Below are 13,908 nucleotides of genomic sequence, written 5' to 3' on the forward strand. Positions count from 1 at the left end.
TTATTCTCCCCGTTTCCAGCGAGTGCCTTGAGCCGTATCTTCAAGAATGATATTCATGCTTTTCAGCTGGTCGCGGATCTGATCAGACAGAGCAAAATCACGATTGCGGCGCGCTTCATTTCTTTTTTCAATCAAATCTTCAATCTCTTGATCCAGAAGCTCCTGCTCACCCAGTGAGAAACCGAGGACAGAAACAATTCGGTCAAACATGTCAATAAACGCTGTAATAACGTGATCTGCCGTATGATCTTCCTGAAGATAATAGTTCGCATTCTTCGCCAAATCGAATAAAACAGAAATGGCATTCGCTGTATTAAAATCATCATCCATTGCTTCTTCAAATGCTGTTCGATGTTCTTCAATCTTTGCAAGCCATTTATCATCATCTTCTGTTAAATTCGTGCTGCTGTTTAAACGGTGCTGAAGGTTGCTATACGCTGTTTTCAACCGGTTAAACGCGCTCTTTGTGTTCTCCAGAAGCTCTTCTGAATAGTTAATTGGGTGACGATAGTGAACAGACAGCATAAAGAATCTGAGCAGCTGCGGATCATGCTGTTTAATAATGTCATGCACAAGCACAAAGTTGCCGAGTGATTTTGACATTTTTTCATTATCGATATTGATATAGCCGTTATGAAGCCAGTATTTCGCAAATGTTTTGCCAGTCAGCGCTTCTGATTGAGCAATTTCATTTTCATGGTGAGGAAATGTTAAATCCTGGCCGCCTGCATGGATATCAATTTGATCACCTAAGTACTTTTTCACCATCGCAGAGCATTCGATATGCCAGCCCGGACGTCCTTTCCCCCAAGGGCTATCCCAAGAGATTTCTCCTTCTTTAGCCGCTTTCCACAGAGCGAAATCAAGAGCATCTTCTTTTTTCTCGCCAACTCGGATGCGTGCGCCAGATCTCAATTCATCAATCGATTGCTGCGAGAGCTTTCCGTATCCCTCAAATGCTCTTGTTTTGAAATAAACATCTCCTTCAGATTCATAAGCATAGCCCTTTTTCACCAGCTGATCTATGAAATCAATAATCGCGTCCATGTTTTCCATGACGCGCGGATGAAGGTCCGCTTTTCTGCAGCCAAGAGCGCCCACATCTTCAAAGTATGCCTTAATAAAACGCTCAGAAATGGTCGGAACATCTTCACCAAGTTCATTTGCCGCTTTAATTAATTTATCATCTACATCTGTGAAGTTAGAGACATATTGGACATCGTAGCCTTTATACTCTAAATAGTTTCGAACCGTGTCATAAACGATGGCCGGACGGGCATTTCCAATATGAATATAATTGTAAACCGTCGGTCCGCACACGTACATTTTCACTTTTCCCTCTTCAAGAGGAACAAACGTTTCCTTCTGTCTAGTCAATGTATTATAAAGAGTGATTGTCATTTTTGATTAATCCTTTCTTTTCTGTCTTCAAGTTCCGTCTTCAGCTCTAAAATCTGCTGTTCCAAAGACTTAAACCGGTCAGCAACCGGATCGGGTAAATCCTGATGGTTTAAATCCCGTTTGATTTTCTTGCCGTTTTGCACGACAACCCTTCCCGGGATGCCGACAACTGTAGAGTAGTCCGGAACATCGTGCAGCACAACTGAACCAGCCCCTATTTTAGAGCCTTCACCGACAGTTATTGAACCGAGCACTTTAGCACCTGTCGCTATCAATGCGTCATCTTTAATTGTCGGATGCCTTTTGCCCCTTTCTTTCCCCGTTCCTCCAAGGGTAACCCCCTGAAAAACGGTTACGTTATTGCCGATTTCACATGTCTCCCCAATGACAACCCCCATCCCATGGTCTATGAAAAATCTTCTTCCGATCGTAGCCCCTGGGTGGATTTCAATTCCTGTAAAAAATCGGCTCACCTGAGATATAAGGCGTGCAAGGAAATAAAATTTTCGTTTATATAAAGCATGTGCAATCCGATGCGCCCATATAGCATGTAAACCGGAATAAGTTAAAATCACTTCAAAATAACTTCGTGCTGCAGGATCTTGATCGAACACCGTATCAATGTCTTCTTTGAGCATTTTAAAAAACACATGCTTCCCCCCATTCTACCCGCTATCATCTATCTATTTCCTCTAGACCCAATAAAAAAAGCGCCTCTGCATGTAAACATGACAGAGACGCTTTGACCGCGCGGTTCCACTCTGTTTGAAAAGCAGACTCCTGCTCTCCCAACTTCAGCCTGTAACGGCGGCGGCCGCCTTTGAATACTGATTTCAAAAAACGTTCTTCAAAGGTCTTAAGGGCGCACTTCTAAAACCCGACTCCTGGATCTCTCTCAGCCAATGAAGATCCTTTCTGTATTGGTCTAAAGCTTTATACTCTTCCCTGTCAACAATCATCTATTTAGATATTTTTCAACCGCTGAATTGCAGATTCTTTTCCGATCAGTTCAATTGATTGCGGAAGCTCAGGACCGTGAGTTTGGCCTGTTACAGCAACACGGATCGGCATAAACAGTTTTTTCCCTTTATGACCTGTTTCTTTTTGTACTGCTTTGATAGAAGCTTTGATTTGGTCCGGAGTGAACTCCTCCAGCTCTTCAAGCTTCGCAGCGAATGTGCTGAGCACTTCAGGCACCTGTTCTTCTTCTAAAACAGCTTTTGCTTCTTGATTATACTCGATCTCATCCGTAAAGAACAAATCAGTCAGCTCAACAATTTCCGCACCGTAGCTCAATTGCTCATGATATAGAGAAATCAGTTTGCGAACCCATTCTTGTTCTTCAGGAGATAGTTCATTGCCAACTTTGCCGGCTTTTTGAAGATGCGGAAGCGTAAGCTCAACAACCTGATCAAGATCCAATTTTTTCACATATTGGTTGTTGACCCATTTCAGCTTATGCATATCAAACAAAGCTGGTGATTTAGATAAACGATTTACATCAAAAATTTCAATAAACTCTTCTTTTGTGAAAAGCTCTTCTTCTCCCACCGGCGACCAGCCCAGCAGGCCGATAAAGTTGAACAGCGCCTCCGGCAAGTAGCCAAGCTCTTTATATTGCTCAATGAATTGAATAATTGATTCATCACGTTTGCTGAGCTTTTTACGGCTTTCATTTACAATCAGCGTCATGTGGCCGAACTGAGGAATATCCCAGCCGAACGCTTGAAAGATCATGATCTGTTTTGGTGTATTCGAAATATGGTCCTCACCGCGCAGCACGTGTGTCATTTTCATTAGATAGTCATCCACAGCAACTGCAAAGTTATAAGTCGGCGTTCCGTCTTTTTTCACAATAACAAAGTCGCCGATGCCATCAGATTCGAAAGAAATTTCACCTTTTACAATATCATTAAACGCAATGATTTTTCCTTCAGGGACACGGAAACGAATACTCGGCTTTCTGCCCTCTGCAAGGAATTTTTCCTGTTCTTCCTGAGTCAGATCTCTGTGCTTTCCGGAATAACGTGGCATTTCTCCGCGGGCAATCTGCTCTTCACGTTCTTTTTCAAGTTCTTCTTCTGTACAGAAACATTTATAAGCAAGCCCTTTTTCAAGCAGCTCTTCATAGTAAACCTTATAGATATCGTTACGCTCGGACTGACGGTATGGGCCGTACTCTCCGCCGACATCCACACTCTCATCCCAGTCGATGCCAAGCCATTTTAAATAGTTGAGCTGGCTTTGTTCTCCGCCCTCAATGTTACGTTTTTTATCAGTGTCCTCAACACGGATAATAAACTTGCCGCCTTGGTTGCGGGCAAATAAATAATTAAAAAGCGCCGTTCTGGCATTTCCAATATGCAAATGTCCTGTTGGACTCGGTGCATAACGGACGCGTACTTCGTTTCCCATTTCAAATACTTCCTTTCATCTCATGTATGGCCTCAGGCTAAATGTATGCATCTATTCTACCACCAAATAGACCAGGCATCAAAACAAGTTAGCCTTTTTGTATCAGCACTGTGGCTTGAGCCGCTATTCCTTCCGCTCTTCCTGTAAATCCAAGCTTTTCGGTCGTGGTCGCTTTAACATTCACTTGGGAAACCTCTGCCTCAAGCCCTTCAGCGATTCTTTTTCTCATGTCTTCTATGTACGGCGCCATCTTCGGCTTCTGCGCAATGATCGTACAGTCAATATTTCCAAGTACATAACCCTTCTGTTTCACAATCCCCCAGACATGCTGAAGTAATTTAAACGAATCAGCATCCTTGAACTCCGGATCTGTATCAGGGAAATGCTTGCCGATGTCGCCCTCCCCGACAGCTCCGAGACATGCGTCAGCAACGGTGTGCAATAATACATCCGCGTCAGAATGTCCGAGCAATCCTTTTTCATACGGGATTTCAACTCCGCCGATAATGAGAGGCCGGCCCTCTACTAATTGGTGCACATCAAAACCTTGTCCGATTCTAAACATGATTATTCCCACTTTCTGCTTCCATGATAGCTTCAGCTGACGTTAAATCATCAGGAGTCGTCAGCTTAATATTTGTATAGTTACCCTCTACAACACGAACCGAACGGCCCTCCAGCTGTTCGACGAGACTGGCGTCATCCGTTCCTAAAAACCCTCTGCGCTCTGCCTCAGCGTGAGCCTCCATCAATAAAGAAAGACGAAAAGCTTGTGGCGTTTGGACAGCCCACAAGCTTGAACGTTCAATCGTCTCACTGACTTCTAAATCTTGAACGCGTTTAATCGTATCTTTTACCGGAACAGCCAGGATGGCCGCTCCGATCTGCTCCGCTTCAGCAATCAGTTCGTCAATCTGGTCATGCTTTATAAAAGGGCGAGCGCCGTCATGAACGAGGACAATCTTTTCTTGTTTAACGGCTTTGAGCCCTTTATAAACACTGTGCTGGCGTTCATCTCCGCCTGCTACAAGCTCGATAGCGGTTTGAAACGGATATTGGTTCAGCAATTGCTGAAAGTCGTCCCGTTCGCGCTCGTTAATCACCAAAATGATTCTGCCGCACGGACGATGGCTGTCAAACACCCGTAAAGTGTGAATGATAACCGGGTCTCCTTTCAGCTCGATAAACAGTTTATTTCTCCCTGCCTTCATCCGTTTCCCCTGTCCGGCCGCAAGAATTACCACATCATAATTCATTGTTCTTTCTCCCTTTACAGCGCCTTCTCCAACAGCTTAGGCTTGGCAAAAATCATTCGTCCCGCTGCTGTCTGCAGCACGCTTGTGACGAGAACATCAATGTGTTTGCCGATATAATTCCGTCCTTCTTCAACGACAATCATAGTGCCGTCATCCAAGTAAGCGACTCCCTGATTATGCTCTTTGCCGTCTTTAATGACCTGAACATTCATTTCCTCACCCGGAAGCACAACAGGCTTGACCGCGTTGGCAAGGTCATTAATGTTTAACACTGCTACCTTCTGAAGCTCGCATACTTTATTTAAATTAAAATCATTCGTCACAACGACTCCGGATGTCAGTTTAGCGAGTTTGACAAGCTTGCTGTCAACCTCCTGAATATCTTCAAAGTCACCTTCATAAATTTCAACTTTAATATCTAATTCTTTTTGAATGCGATTCAGGATATCAAGACCGCGGCGTCCTCTGTTGCGTTTTAACACATCTGAGGAGTCAGCGATATGCTGCAATTCCTCAAGGACAAACTGCGGAATCACGATAATTCCCTCTAAAAAACCAGTCTGACAAATATCTGCAATTCTCCCATCAATAATAACACTTGTGTCCAGGATTTTCAGCTTTTTGTCTTGGACCTCATGATCTTCATCAGCTGTTCCTTTTTTCTTTTGCATTCTGGCGGAAATGGAGAATAGGCTGATCAATTCATCCTTTTTCTTAAAGCCCACCTGAAAGCCAAGATAACCGAGAAAGAAAGCTAAAAACACAGGGATGATTGTGCTGAGTATGCGGTAAGGTATATTGTCTAAAGGAATAACGTTTACGATAAGATAAGCAATTATAAGTCCAAATACTAAGCCAAGACTTCCAAATAACAAATCTGGAACAGGCGCTTTTAATAATGAATCCTCTATCCACTTAACCCAGTTCACAACGTAATCTGTACCCCATATACTGATGAGAAAAAAGATAATTGCACCTATTGCCGCAGACGTATATGCGTTTGTTATTAAAGGTATGTCCTGTAAACTTAACAGTACAAACAATTCAGGTATTAAAAATATACCAACAACGCCGCCGAAGATTATGAAGAACGCCTGAACTATTCGTTTTAACATACCCCCACCTCCTTTAAAGAAAATTGTTGTATTTCACAAGATTTTACGCAACCTACGAATATCAGAATAAACAAAAACCAACAATAATATACCCGTAAAGATATGGTTTTAACCGAAAATCATAGCTGTCTGTCTAAATAATGCTTCTCTTGAAGGCGTTTTAAGCCCTTTTTGATTTTTTGGGCTCGTACTTCACCAATACCCTCTACTTCATCTAATTCTTCTGCACTGGCCTCAATAATTCTCGGCAGAACGCCAAATGCCTCCACCACATTCTCCACAATCGGCATCGGAAGGCGCGGAATCTTATTTAGCAGCCTGTATCCTCTAGGCAGAACATAGTCATCAAGATTTGTAGAAGCCGGATAACCAAGCAGCTTATAAACAATGGAATCATCAAGCAAATCGTAGCTGGACATATCCTGCAGCTCTTTTAAAAGGACAAATGGATCTTTAATCTTTTCTTTCACATAATCCTTAATAAATAAAGCAGCCTCTTCTTCCATATCAGTAATCAGTTCGATGACCTGCAGCTTAATCAAATGACCTTCTGTTCCCAGTTCTCTGATATACATGTTGATTTCATTTTTGATTCGCAGCACCATTTCATAACGGTGCATCACAGACAGAACATCGCTGAATGTAACGAGTTCCTCAAACTCTAATGCGTTTAGTGCATTAATCGTTTTATCCAGAATTGTTTTATATTTTTCTAGAGTTTGAATGGCTTGATTCGCTTTTGTTAAAATAAATCCTATGTCTTTTAGTGTATACTTCATACTTTCCTGATATAACGTTATGACATTTCTTCTCTCAGAAATTGCGATAACGAGACAGCCGGTTTGCTTAGCTACTCTTTCGGCGGTGCGGTGCCGCATTCCTGTTTCTGACGAAGAAATTGTGGCTTCAGGCATCAATTGTGTGTTGGCATATAGGATCTTTTGACCAGAATCACTTAAAATAATCGCTCCATCCATTTTAGCCAGTTCATATAAATGCGCCGGAGAAAAAGCGGTGTTAATGTGGAAACCGCCATCCACCACTTCTTTTACTTTATCATTATATCCAACAACAATCAGACCGCCTGTATTTGCTCTCAGTACATTTTCTATCCCCGCTCTGAGCGGTGTTCCAGGAGCAACAAACTGCAAAATAGAAGACAGGTCTAACTCATGTTTCGCCCCTTTTTTCTCTTTTTCCATCTATTATCCTCCTAATGAAGTACGAAGTGCCTCTGCAACATTTGCTACTCCGATGACCTCAATCCCTTTTGGTTTCGTCCATCCATCCAGATTTGCCGCAGGTATGATCATGCGTTTAAAACCAAGCTTTGCCGCTTCTTTTACACGCTGTTCAATTCTTGATACCCGGCGGACTTCTCCGGTTAATCCCACTTCTCCTATAAAGCAATCTGCAGGATTTGGAGGTGTATCTCTAAAGCTTGATGCGATACTGACCGCTATAGCAAGATCAATCGCAGGTTCATCAAGTTTGACGCCGCCCGCTACCTTCAAATATGCATCCTGATTTTGCAGCAGCAGACCTACTCTTTTTTCTAACACAGCCATTAACAGTGACACCCTGTTATGATCTATCCCTGTTGCCATGCGCCGCGGATTGCCAAAGCTTGTTGGCGAGATGAGCGCTTGAATTTCAACAAGAATCGGCCTTGTACCTTCCATAGAAGCCGTTATGCTCGACCCCGCTGATCCCGCCGAACGCTCTTCTAAGAAGATCTCTGAAGGATTCAGTACCTCAGTGAGCCCTTCTTCCCGCATTTCAAAAATACCCATTTCGTTTGTAGAACCAAAGCGGTTTTTTACAGCCCGTAAGATTCGGAAAGTATGGTGACGTTCTCCTTCAAAGTATAAAACAGTGTCAACCATATGCTCCAGCAGTCTCGGCCCCGCGATGGATCCTTCTTTCGTTACGTGACCTACAATAAATATCGGAATACCTTTTGTCTTTGCAATTTTCATCAGCTCGGCTGTACATTCTCTTACCTGTGACACACTGCCGGGAGCCGATGTAATATCGCTTTGATAGACCGTTTGAATAGAGTCAACAACCACAAACGCTGGATTCATCTCTTCTATAGCAGACGAAATATACTCCATATCGGTTTCGGATAAAACATGCAGTGAGGGATTATTTATGCCCAGACGGTCTGCTCTTAATTTCGTTTGTTTTACCGATTCTTCTCCTGAAATGTACAGAACATGACGTGTTGAACCAGATAACTGAGCGGATACTTGCAGTAATAAGGTCGATTTTCCGATGCCGGGGTCCCCGCCAATTAAAACAAGTGAGCCCTTCACCACACCGCCGCCGAGCACTCTGTTAAACTCGCCGAGCTGTGTTTTAACCCGGGGTTCTTCTGATGTTTCGATTGATGTTATGGGGGAAGGTTTCCGAACGGTTTGAACAGAATGAGAAAAAGCCGCTCTCCGATTGGCCGGTGCTTTTTTAATCATTTCTTCCACCATTGTATTCCAAGCACCGCAGCCCGGACATTTCCCCATCCATTTTGGAGACTCGTAGCCGCAGGATTGGCAGATGAATTTGGATTTTGTTTTAGCCATAAATAGTGTAAGACCTCTCCCTTGTTCTATTTCTTGATACGAAATTGAGGCATACACTTACATGCTGTATGCCTCATTTTCGTCTTCTATATTAATTCGTTTTAGCTGTTGTTTTTACGACAAATTCGCCATCTTCTACATCAAGAACGATATGGTGTCCTTTATGAATGTTACCTCTGAGCAGCTCTTCAGATAAACGATCCTCCACATGTTTTTGAATGGCTCTTCTGAGCGGGCGGGCACCGTATTCAAGGTCTACGCCCTCTTCCGCGACTTTTGCTTTCGCAGCTTCCGTCAATTCAATAGAAAGATCCTGTTCTTTAAGACGTTTCGTTAATTGATCAGACATCAATGACACGATTTCAGCCAGATGTTTTTTCTCGAGTGAATGGAAGACGATAATTTCATCAATACGGTTGATGAATTCCGGTCTGAACGCACGTTTCAGCTCACCCATCACTTTATCCTTCATGTCTTTATGATTTTGCGTCTCATCCTGAACGTTGAAGCCGACATATTTGTTGCGTTTCAGCTCACTTGCTCCGACGTTTGACGTCATGATCAGAATCGTGTTGCGGAAATCAACTGTACGGCCTTTAGAATCAGTCAATCGTCCGTCCTCAAGTACTTGAAGGAGGATATTGAAGACGTCAGGGTGCGCTTTCTCAATCTCATCAAGAAGCACAACAGAGTATGGTTTTCTTCTTACCTTCTCTGTTAATTGGCCGCCCTCATCGTATCCCACATACCCTGGAGGTGAACCTACAAGTCTAGAAGTCGAGTGTTTTTCCATGTATTCAGACATATCAATTCTGATCATGGCTTCTTCATCACCGAAGATAGACTCAGCAAGTGCCCGTGCAAGCTCCGTTTTACCTACACCTGTAGGGCCTAAGAAAATGAATGAGCCAATTGGGCGTTTAGGGTCTTTTAGCCCTGCTCTTGCACGTCTGACCGCTTTAGCAACGGCTACAACAGCTTCATCTTGGCCGATGACACGGGAATGAAGAATGCTCTCCATATTAAGAAGCTTATCAGTTTCAGTTTGAGCGATTTTTGATACAGGCACCCCAGTCCAGCTGGATACAACCATCGCAATATCATCTACAGAAACCTCTGAGTTTTCCTGTCCCTGCTTCTCTTTCCATGATTTTTTCGTATCTTCCACTTGCTCACGCAAACGCTGTTCCGTATCACGCAAGGAAGCCGCTTTTTCAAATTCTTGGCTTTGCACCGCAGCATCCTTCTCTTTTCGTACTTCATCAAGTTTCTGTTCAAGCTCTTTTAAATTAGGAGGCGTTGTAAAGGAACGCAATCTGACCTTTGAACCCGCTTCATCGATCAAGTCAATAGCTTTATCCGGAAGGAAACGGTCAGAGATATATCTGTCAGAAAGCTTAACCGCAGCCTCAATGGCTTCGTCAGTGATAGAAACGCGGTGGTGGGCTTCATATCGGTCACGCAAGCCTTTTAGGATTTGAATGCTTTCGTCTACAGACGGCTGATCAACCTGGATTGGCTGAAAACGGCGTTCCAGAGCTGCATCTTTTTCAATATATTTACGGTACTCATCAAGAGTTGTCGCACCAATGCACTGAAGTTCTCCGCGAGCAAGTGAAGGTTTCAAAATGTTGGATGCATCAATGGCACCTTCTGCTCCGCCCGCTCCGATTAGTGTATGGAGCTCATCAATGAATAGAATGATGTTTCCGGCCTGACGGATTTCATCCATAACTTTCTTCAAACGATCCTCAAATTCACCGCGATATTTTGTACCGGCAACAACTGTTCCCATGTCTAATGTCATAACGCGTTTATCCCGTAAAATTTCGGGAACTTCATTATTGATAATTTGCTGTGCAAGACCTTCTGCGATAGCCGTTTTCCCTACGCCCGGTTCCCCAATCAGAACAGGATTGTTTTTCGTTCTGCGGCTCAGCACTTCAATGACACGCTGAATTTCTTTGCTTCTGCCGATAACCGGATCAAGGCTGTCTTCCTTCGCAATTGCTGTTAAATCTCTTGCCAGGCTATCTAGTGTAGGCGTATTCGCATTGCTGTTTGTTCCAGCCGCTGATGAACCTGTTTCATTACTTCCAAGAAGCTGAAGCACTTGCTGTCTTGCTTTATTCAAGCTGACTCCGAGATTGTTAAGCACTCTCGCAGCCACACCTTCACCTTCGCGAATAAGCCCAAGAAGAATATGCTCTGTTCCCACATAAGAATGGCCGAGTTTTCTGGCCTCATCCATTGATAGCTCAATAACTTTTTTAGCTCTCGGAGTATAATGAATCGTTTGAGACATTTCCTGTCCGCGCCCAATTAAGCTCTCAACTTCTTTTTGGATTTTATCTGAACCAAGTCCAAGCGCTTGAAGTGCTTTAGCAGCGATGCCCTCTCCTTCTCGCACCAGTCCTAATAAAATATGCTCAGTGCCGATATTATTATGACCTAAACGAAGTGCTTCTTCCTGTGCAAGCGCCAGTACCTTTTGAGCTCGTTCTGTAAATCTTCCAAACATCATATCGATTCATCCTCCTGTCTATTCCCATTCATTTCTAAGTGGAGCCGTTCTCTGATAAGAGCCGCTCTTCGTATATCTCTTTCGTTCGGACGCAAAGCGCCTCCCGAGTACTGCTGTAAAAATCCCGGCTGTGTTAAAATCATCAGTTCATTAAGTATATTGCTTGAAAGTCCTTTTATAATGCCTAGGTCTATACCCAACCGAACATCTGAAAGACACTTTGCAGTTTCTTTCGATTCTATCATTCGGCAATTGGACAAGACTCCATAGGATCGATACACACGATCCTCAAGCTCAATCTTAGAGGTTTGGTAAAGCGCTTCTCGAGCAGATCGTTCCTGTTCAATCAGTTGGGCGGCTACGCTGTTAAGGTCATCGACAATATCCTGCTCCGACTTTCCAAGCGTGATTTGATTTGAAATTTGAAAGATATTTCCTACTGCTTCGCTGCCTTCCCCATAAATTCCTCTAACAACTAAGCCTAATTGATTAATAGCCGGTATAATTCGATTTATTTGCCTAGTTAAAACCAGTGCCGGAAGATGCATCATGACTGAAGCCCTTAAGCCCGTACCTACATTTGTAGGACAGCTGGTTAAGTAACCTCTTTGCTCACTAAATGCATAATCAACCTTTTCCTCAATCCAGTCATCAACTTGGTTTGCGGCTTTCATTGCTTGCGGAAGCTGAAATCCTGGGAAAAGACACTGAATTCTTATGTGGTCCTCCTCATTCAACATGACGCTTACTTCCTCATTTTCAGAAAGCAAACAGCCGCCAAAAGGAGACTCTGTCAAATTAGGGCTGATGAGATGCTTTTCAACAAGCACCCGTTTTTCTAAAGGCTGTGCGTCGTTCATTCTGATCAAAAGGAATTTGCCGACACCGGGAATTTCTTGTTCTGAAAACTGTTCTTCAAACTGTTGTAAGATGGATGAGGCTTCTTCATTGGAATATCGCGTAGGGAACCGAATATTTTCAAAGTTCCTAGCTAAACGTATGCGGCTGCTGAGTACAATGTCACTTTCAGGGCCTTTCTGCTTCATCCAACTGCTTAATGCGTCCTGAATAAAATGCTTTAGCGACATTACCCCTGTTCCTCCTCACTATCTGTACTTTTGAGTGACTGTTCTAATGAACGAATTTGATCTCTCACATGGGCTGCATTTTCAAATTCTTCTTGTTGTATTAAAGCTTCTAATTCTTTTTTCAGCGTATCGATCTGTCGTCTGACATGCAGGTTGCCGCCTATACGTTTCGGTATTTTCCCGCCATGCACTGTGTTTCCGCTGTGAACTTTGCGTAAGATCGGTGTAATGTTGCTATGAAATGTTTTATAACATTCGGCACAGCCAAACCGGCCGGTTTTTCTAAATTGCTGAAATGTCATTCCGCACTTCGGACAAGCAGATATTTGCTCGGAATGGCTGAACATTTGAGTTCCAGCATTCTGAAATGAAGAATCCATGTTCAGTAAACCTGATAGTAAATTATGAATAGAGAAACCATGACTTGCACTTATACCATATGAATCGCTATGTTCTTTTGCACATTGTTCGCAGATGTGAACCTCTTTTTTCTCTCCGTTAACAACCTTTGTAAAGTGAAAAGTGGCTGGTCTCTCATTGCACTCTTGACAAATCAATCTTTTCACCCGCTTATTTTAATTTTAAAGCGGTCAGCATAGCTTTCATCATTCTCGCTCTTAATTCATCACGTTCAGGCAAATCAATGTACAGTACTGAGCGATCCATCACGCTGACCATCATTTTTGCTTCTCTTTCAGAGATCACCTTGTCTTCTAATAGCCTTAAAATAATGTCATCAGAGGCTGCTTGAGACAAATGGGTATTAATTTGAGAAATAATATTATTGATTAGGACAACTTCATTATTCATTTTAATTTTAATGATTCTGATGTAACCGCCGCCCCCGCGTTTGCTCTCAACAATATATCCTCTCTCGCTTGTAAATCTGGTGTTGATGACATAATTTATTTGGGAAGGAACACATTGAAATTTATCTGCAATTTCACTACGTTTAATTTCTAAAATTTCCTTGCCATTTTGATCTAACACTTGTTTCAAGTACTGTTCAATGATGTCAGAAATATTATGTCCCACTCAACCCCCTCCTTTATTGACTTTGACTATATTTGACTTTAATCTTACTATAAGGTGTTTTTCGAGAATTTTCAACTTTCTCGCTCTATCTTAAGTATTTCCATTTTTTAAATCCATAAAACCTGATTATTCACTTAAAATTTATCTGTGAAGTTATTATATTATATAACTAAATGAAATTTTATGATACCAATAAAGCAGAACGCAAAAAAGGGCAGCTCATATGAGCTGCCCTTTTTTTAATTGCTTGGCGGCGTCCTACTCTCACAGGGGGAAACCCCCGACTACCATCGGCGCTGAAGAGCTTAACTTCCGTGTTCGGCATGGGAACGGGTGTGACCTCTTCGCTATCGCCACCAAACAATTTGAGAGTGTTCTCTCAAAACTAGATAACAGGTGTGACATCATTAGACATTAGGTTAAGTCCTCGATCGATTAGTATCTGTCAGCTCCATGTGTCGCCACACTTCCACCTCAGACCTATCAACCTGA

12 protein-coding genes, 1 rRNA gene and 1 other annotated feature are annotated in these 13,908 nt (G+C 42.8%); all 13 genes read right to left on the reverse strand.

What is annotated here, in order from left to right:
• The 13 genes from cysS to rrf all read right to left on the reverse strand — a co-directional run bounded on the left by cysS (position 1) and on the right by rrf (position 13,777).
• A complete protein-coding gene (gene cysS, locus UJ203_RS20230) occupies positions 1-1,401 on the reverse strand; it encodes a cysteine--tRNA ligase (RefSeq protein WP_059352661.1) in 1,401 nt (466 codons plus the stop codon).
• On the reverse strand, positions 1,398-2,051 hold the full coding sequence (gene cysE, locus UJ203_RS20235) for a serine O-acetyltransferase (RefSeq protein WP_059336716.1): 654 nt from the start codon (positions 2,049-2,051) through the stop codon (positions 1,398-1,400). The genes cysS and cysE overlap by 4 nt, the downstream gene beginning before the upstream one ends.
• Positions 2,052-2,131: 80 nt before the next feature.
• Positions 2,132-2,362: a binding site (T-box leader), on the reverse strand.
• Between the two features lie 2 nt (positions 2,363-2,364).
• Positions 2,365-3,816 (reverse strand): glutamate--tRNA ligase, encoded by a 1,452-nt coding sequence (gene gltX, locus UJ203_RS20240; protein WP_044153440.1) that lies wholly within the window; start codon positions 3,814-3,816, stop codon positions 2,365-2,367.
• Positions 3,817-3,904: 88 nt separating this feature from the next.
• The gene (gene ispF / locus UJ203_RS20245) at positions 3,905-4,381 is read right to left on the reverse strand and encodes a 2-C-methyl-D-erythritol 2,4-cyclodiphosphate synthase (RefSeq protein WP_095714845.1); all 477 of its coding nucleotides are present in this window, start codon (positions 4,379-4,381) and stop codon (positions 3,905-3,907) included.
• Entirely contained in the window at positions 4,374-5,072 is a 699-nt protein-coding gene (gene ispD / locus UJ203_RS20250; RefSeq protein ID WP_059336719.1) for a 2-C-methyl-D-erythritol 4-phosphate cytidylyltransferase, read from the reverse strand. Before ispD ends, ispF begins: the two co-directional genes overlap by 8 nt.
• Positions 5,073-5,086: 14 nt before the next feature.
• Positions 5,087-6,187 (reverse strand): PIN/TRAM domain-containing protein, encoded by a 1,101-nt coding sequence (locus UJ203_RS20255; protein WP_322013544.1) that lies wholly within the window; start codon positions 6,185-6,187, stop codon positions 5,087-5,089.
• A gap of 119 nt (positions 6,188-6,306) precedes the next feature.
• Positions 6,307-7,389 (reverse strand): DNA integrity scanning diadenylate cyclase DisA, encoded by a 1,083-nt coding sequence (disA, locus tag UJ203_RS20260; protein ID WP_003242042.1) that lies wholly within the window; start codon positions 7,387-7,389, stop codon positions 6,307-6,309.
• A 3-nt stretch (positions 7,390-7,392) separates the two neighbouring features.
• Positions 7,393-8,769 carry a DNA repair protein RadA gene (gene radA / locus UJ203_RS20265; RefSeq protein WP_248339798.1) on the reverse strand — a complete coding sequence of 459 codons (1,377 nt, stop codon included), beginning with the start codon at positions 8,767-8,769 and terminating at the stop codon, positions 7,393-7,395.
• A 91-nt stretch (positions 8,770-8,860) separates the two neighbouring features.
• Entirely contained in the window at positions 8,861-11,293 is a 2,433-nt protein-coding gene (gene clpC, locus UJ203_RS20270) for an ATP-dependent protease ATP-binding subunit ClpC (RefSeq protein WP_010332750.1), read from the reverse strand.
• A complete protein-coding gene (locus tag UJ203_RS20275) occupies positions 11,290-12,381 on the reverse strand; it encodes a protein arginine kinase (RefSeq protein WP_059291687.1) in 1,092 nt (363 codons plus the stop codon). The genes clpC and UJ203_RS20275 overlap by 4 nt, the downstream gene beginning before the upstream one ends.
• Complete coding sequence (locus UJ203_RS20280; RefSeq protein ID WP_322013548.1) at positions 12,381-12,938, reverse strand: UvrB/UvrC motif-containing protein; 558 nt, start codon at positions 12,936-12,938, stop codon at positions 12,381-12,383. The genes UJ203_RS20275 and UJ203_RS20280 overlap by 1 nt, the downstream gene beginning before the upstream one ends.
• A gap of 13 nt (positions 12,939-12,951) precedes the next feature.
• Positions 12,952-13,416 (reverse strand): transcriptional regulator CtsR, encoded by a 465-nt coding sequence (gene ctsR / locus UJ203_RS20285; RefSeq protein ID WP_010332747.1) that lies wholly within the window; start codon positions 13,414-13,416, stop codon positions 12,952-12,954.
• 245 nt (positions 13,417-13,661) lie between these two features.
• Positions 13,662-13,777 (reverse strand): 5S ribosomal RNA (gene rrf / locus UJ203_RS20290).
• Positions 13,778-13,908: the final 131 nt, after the last annotated feature.

Origin of the sequence: Bacillus sp. V26 (genome assembly GCF_034296245.1) — a bacterium.
GTDB classification, from domain to species: domain Bacteria; phylum Bacillota; class Bacilli; order Bacillales; family Bacillaceae; genus Bacillus; species Bacillus halotolerans.

What these genes read in the sequence shown, in the direction of transcription:
- cysS (WP_059352661.1), bottom strand. Translation starts at nt 1,401, where the DNA reads ATGACAATCACTCTTTATAATACATTGACTAGACAGAAGGAAACGTTT.
- disA (WP_003242042.1), bottom strand. Translation starts at nt 7,389, where the DNA reads ATGGAAAAAGAGAAAAAAGGGGCGAAACATGAGTTAGACCTGTCTTCT.
- UJ203_RS20275 (WP_059291687.1), bottom strand. Translation starts at nt 12,381, where the DNA reads ATGTCGCTAAAGCATTTTATTCAGGACGCATTAAGCAGTTGGATGAAG.
- ispF (WP_095714845.1), bottom strand. Translation starts at nt 4,381, where the DNA reads ATGTTTAGAATCGGACAAGGTTTTGATGTGCACCAATTAGTAGAGGGC.
- clpC (WP_010332750.1), bottom strand. Translation starts at nt 11,293, where the DNA reads ATGATGTTTGGAAGATTTACAGAACGAGCTCAAAAGGTACTGGCGCTT.
- radA (WP_248339798.1), bottom strand. Translation starts at nt 8,769, where the DNA reads ATGGCTAAAACAAAATCCAAATTCATCTGCCAATCCTGCGGCTACGAG.
- gltX (WP_044153440.1), bottom strand. Translation starts at nt 3,816, where the DNA reads ATGGGAAACGAAGTACGCGTCCGTTATGCACCGAGTCCAACAGGACAT.
- ispD (WP_059336719.1), bottom strand. Translation starts at nt 5,072, where the DNA reads ATGAATTATGATGTGGTAATTCTTGCGGCCGGACAGGGGAAACGGATG.
- UJ203_RS20255 (WP_322013544.1), bottom strand. Translation starts at nt 6,187, where the DNA reads ATGTTAAAACGAATAGTTCAGGCGTTCTTCATAATCTTCGGCGGCGTT.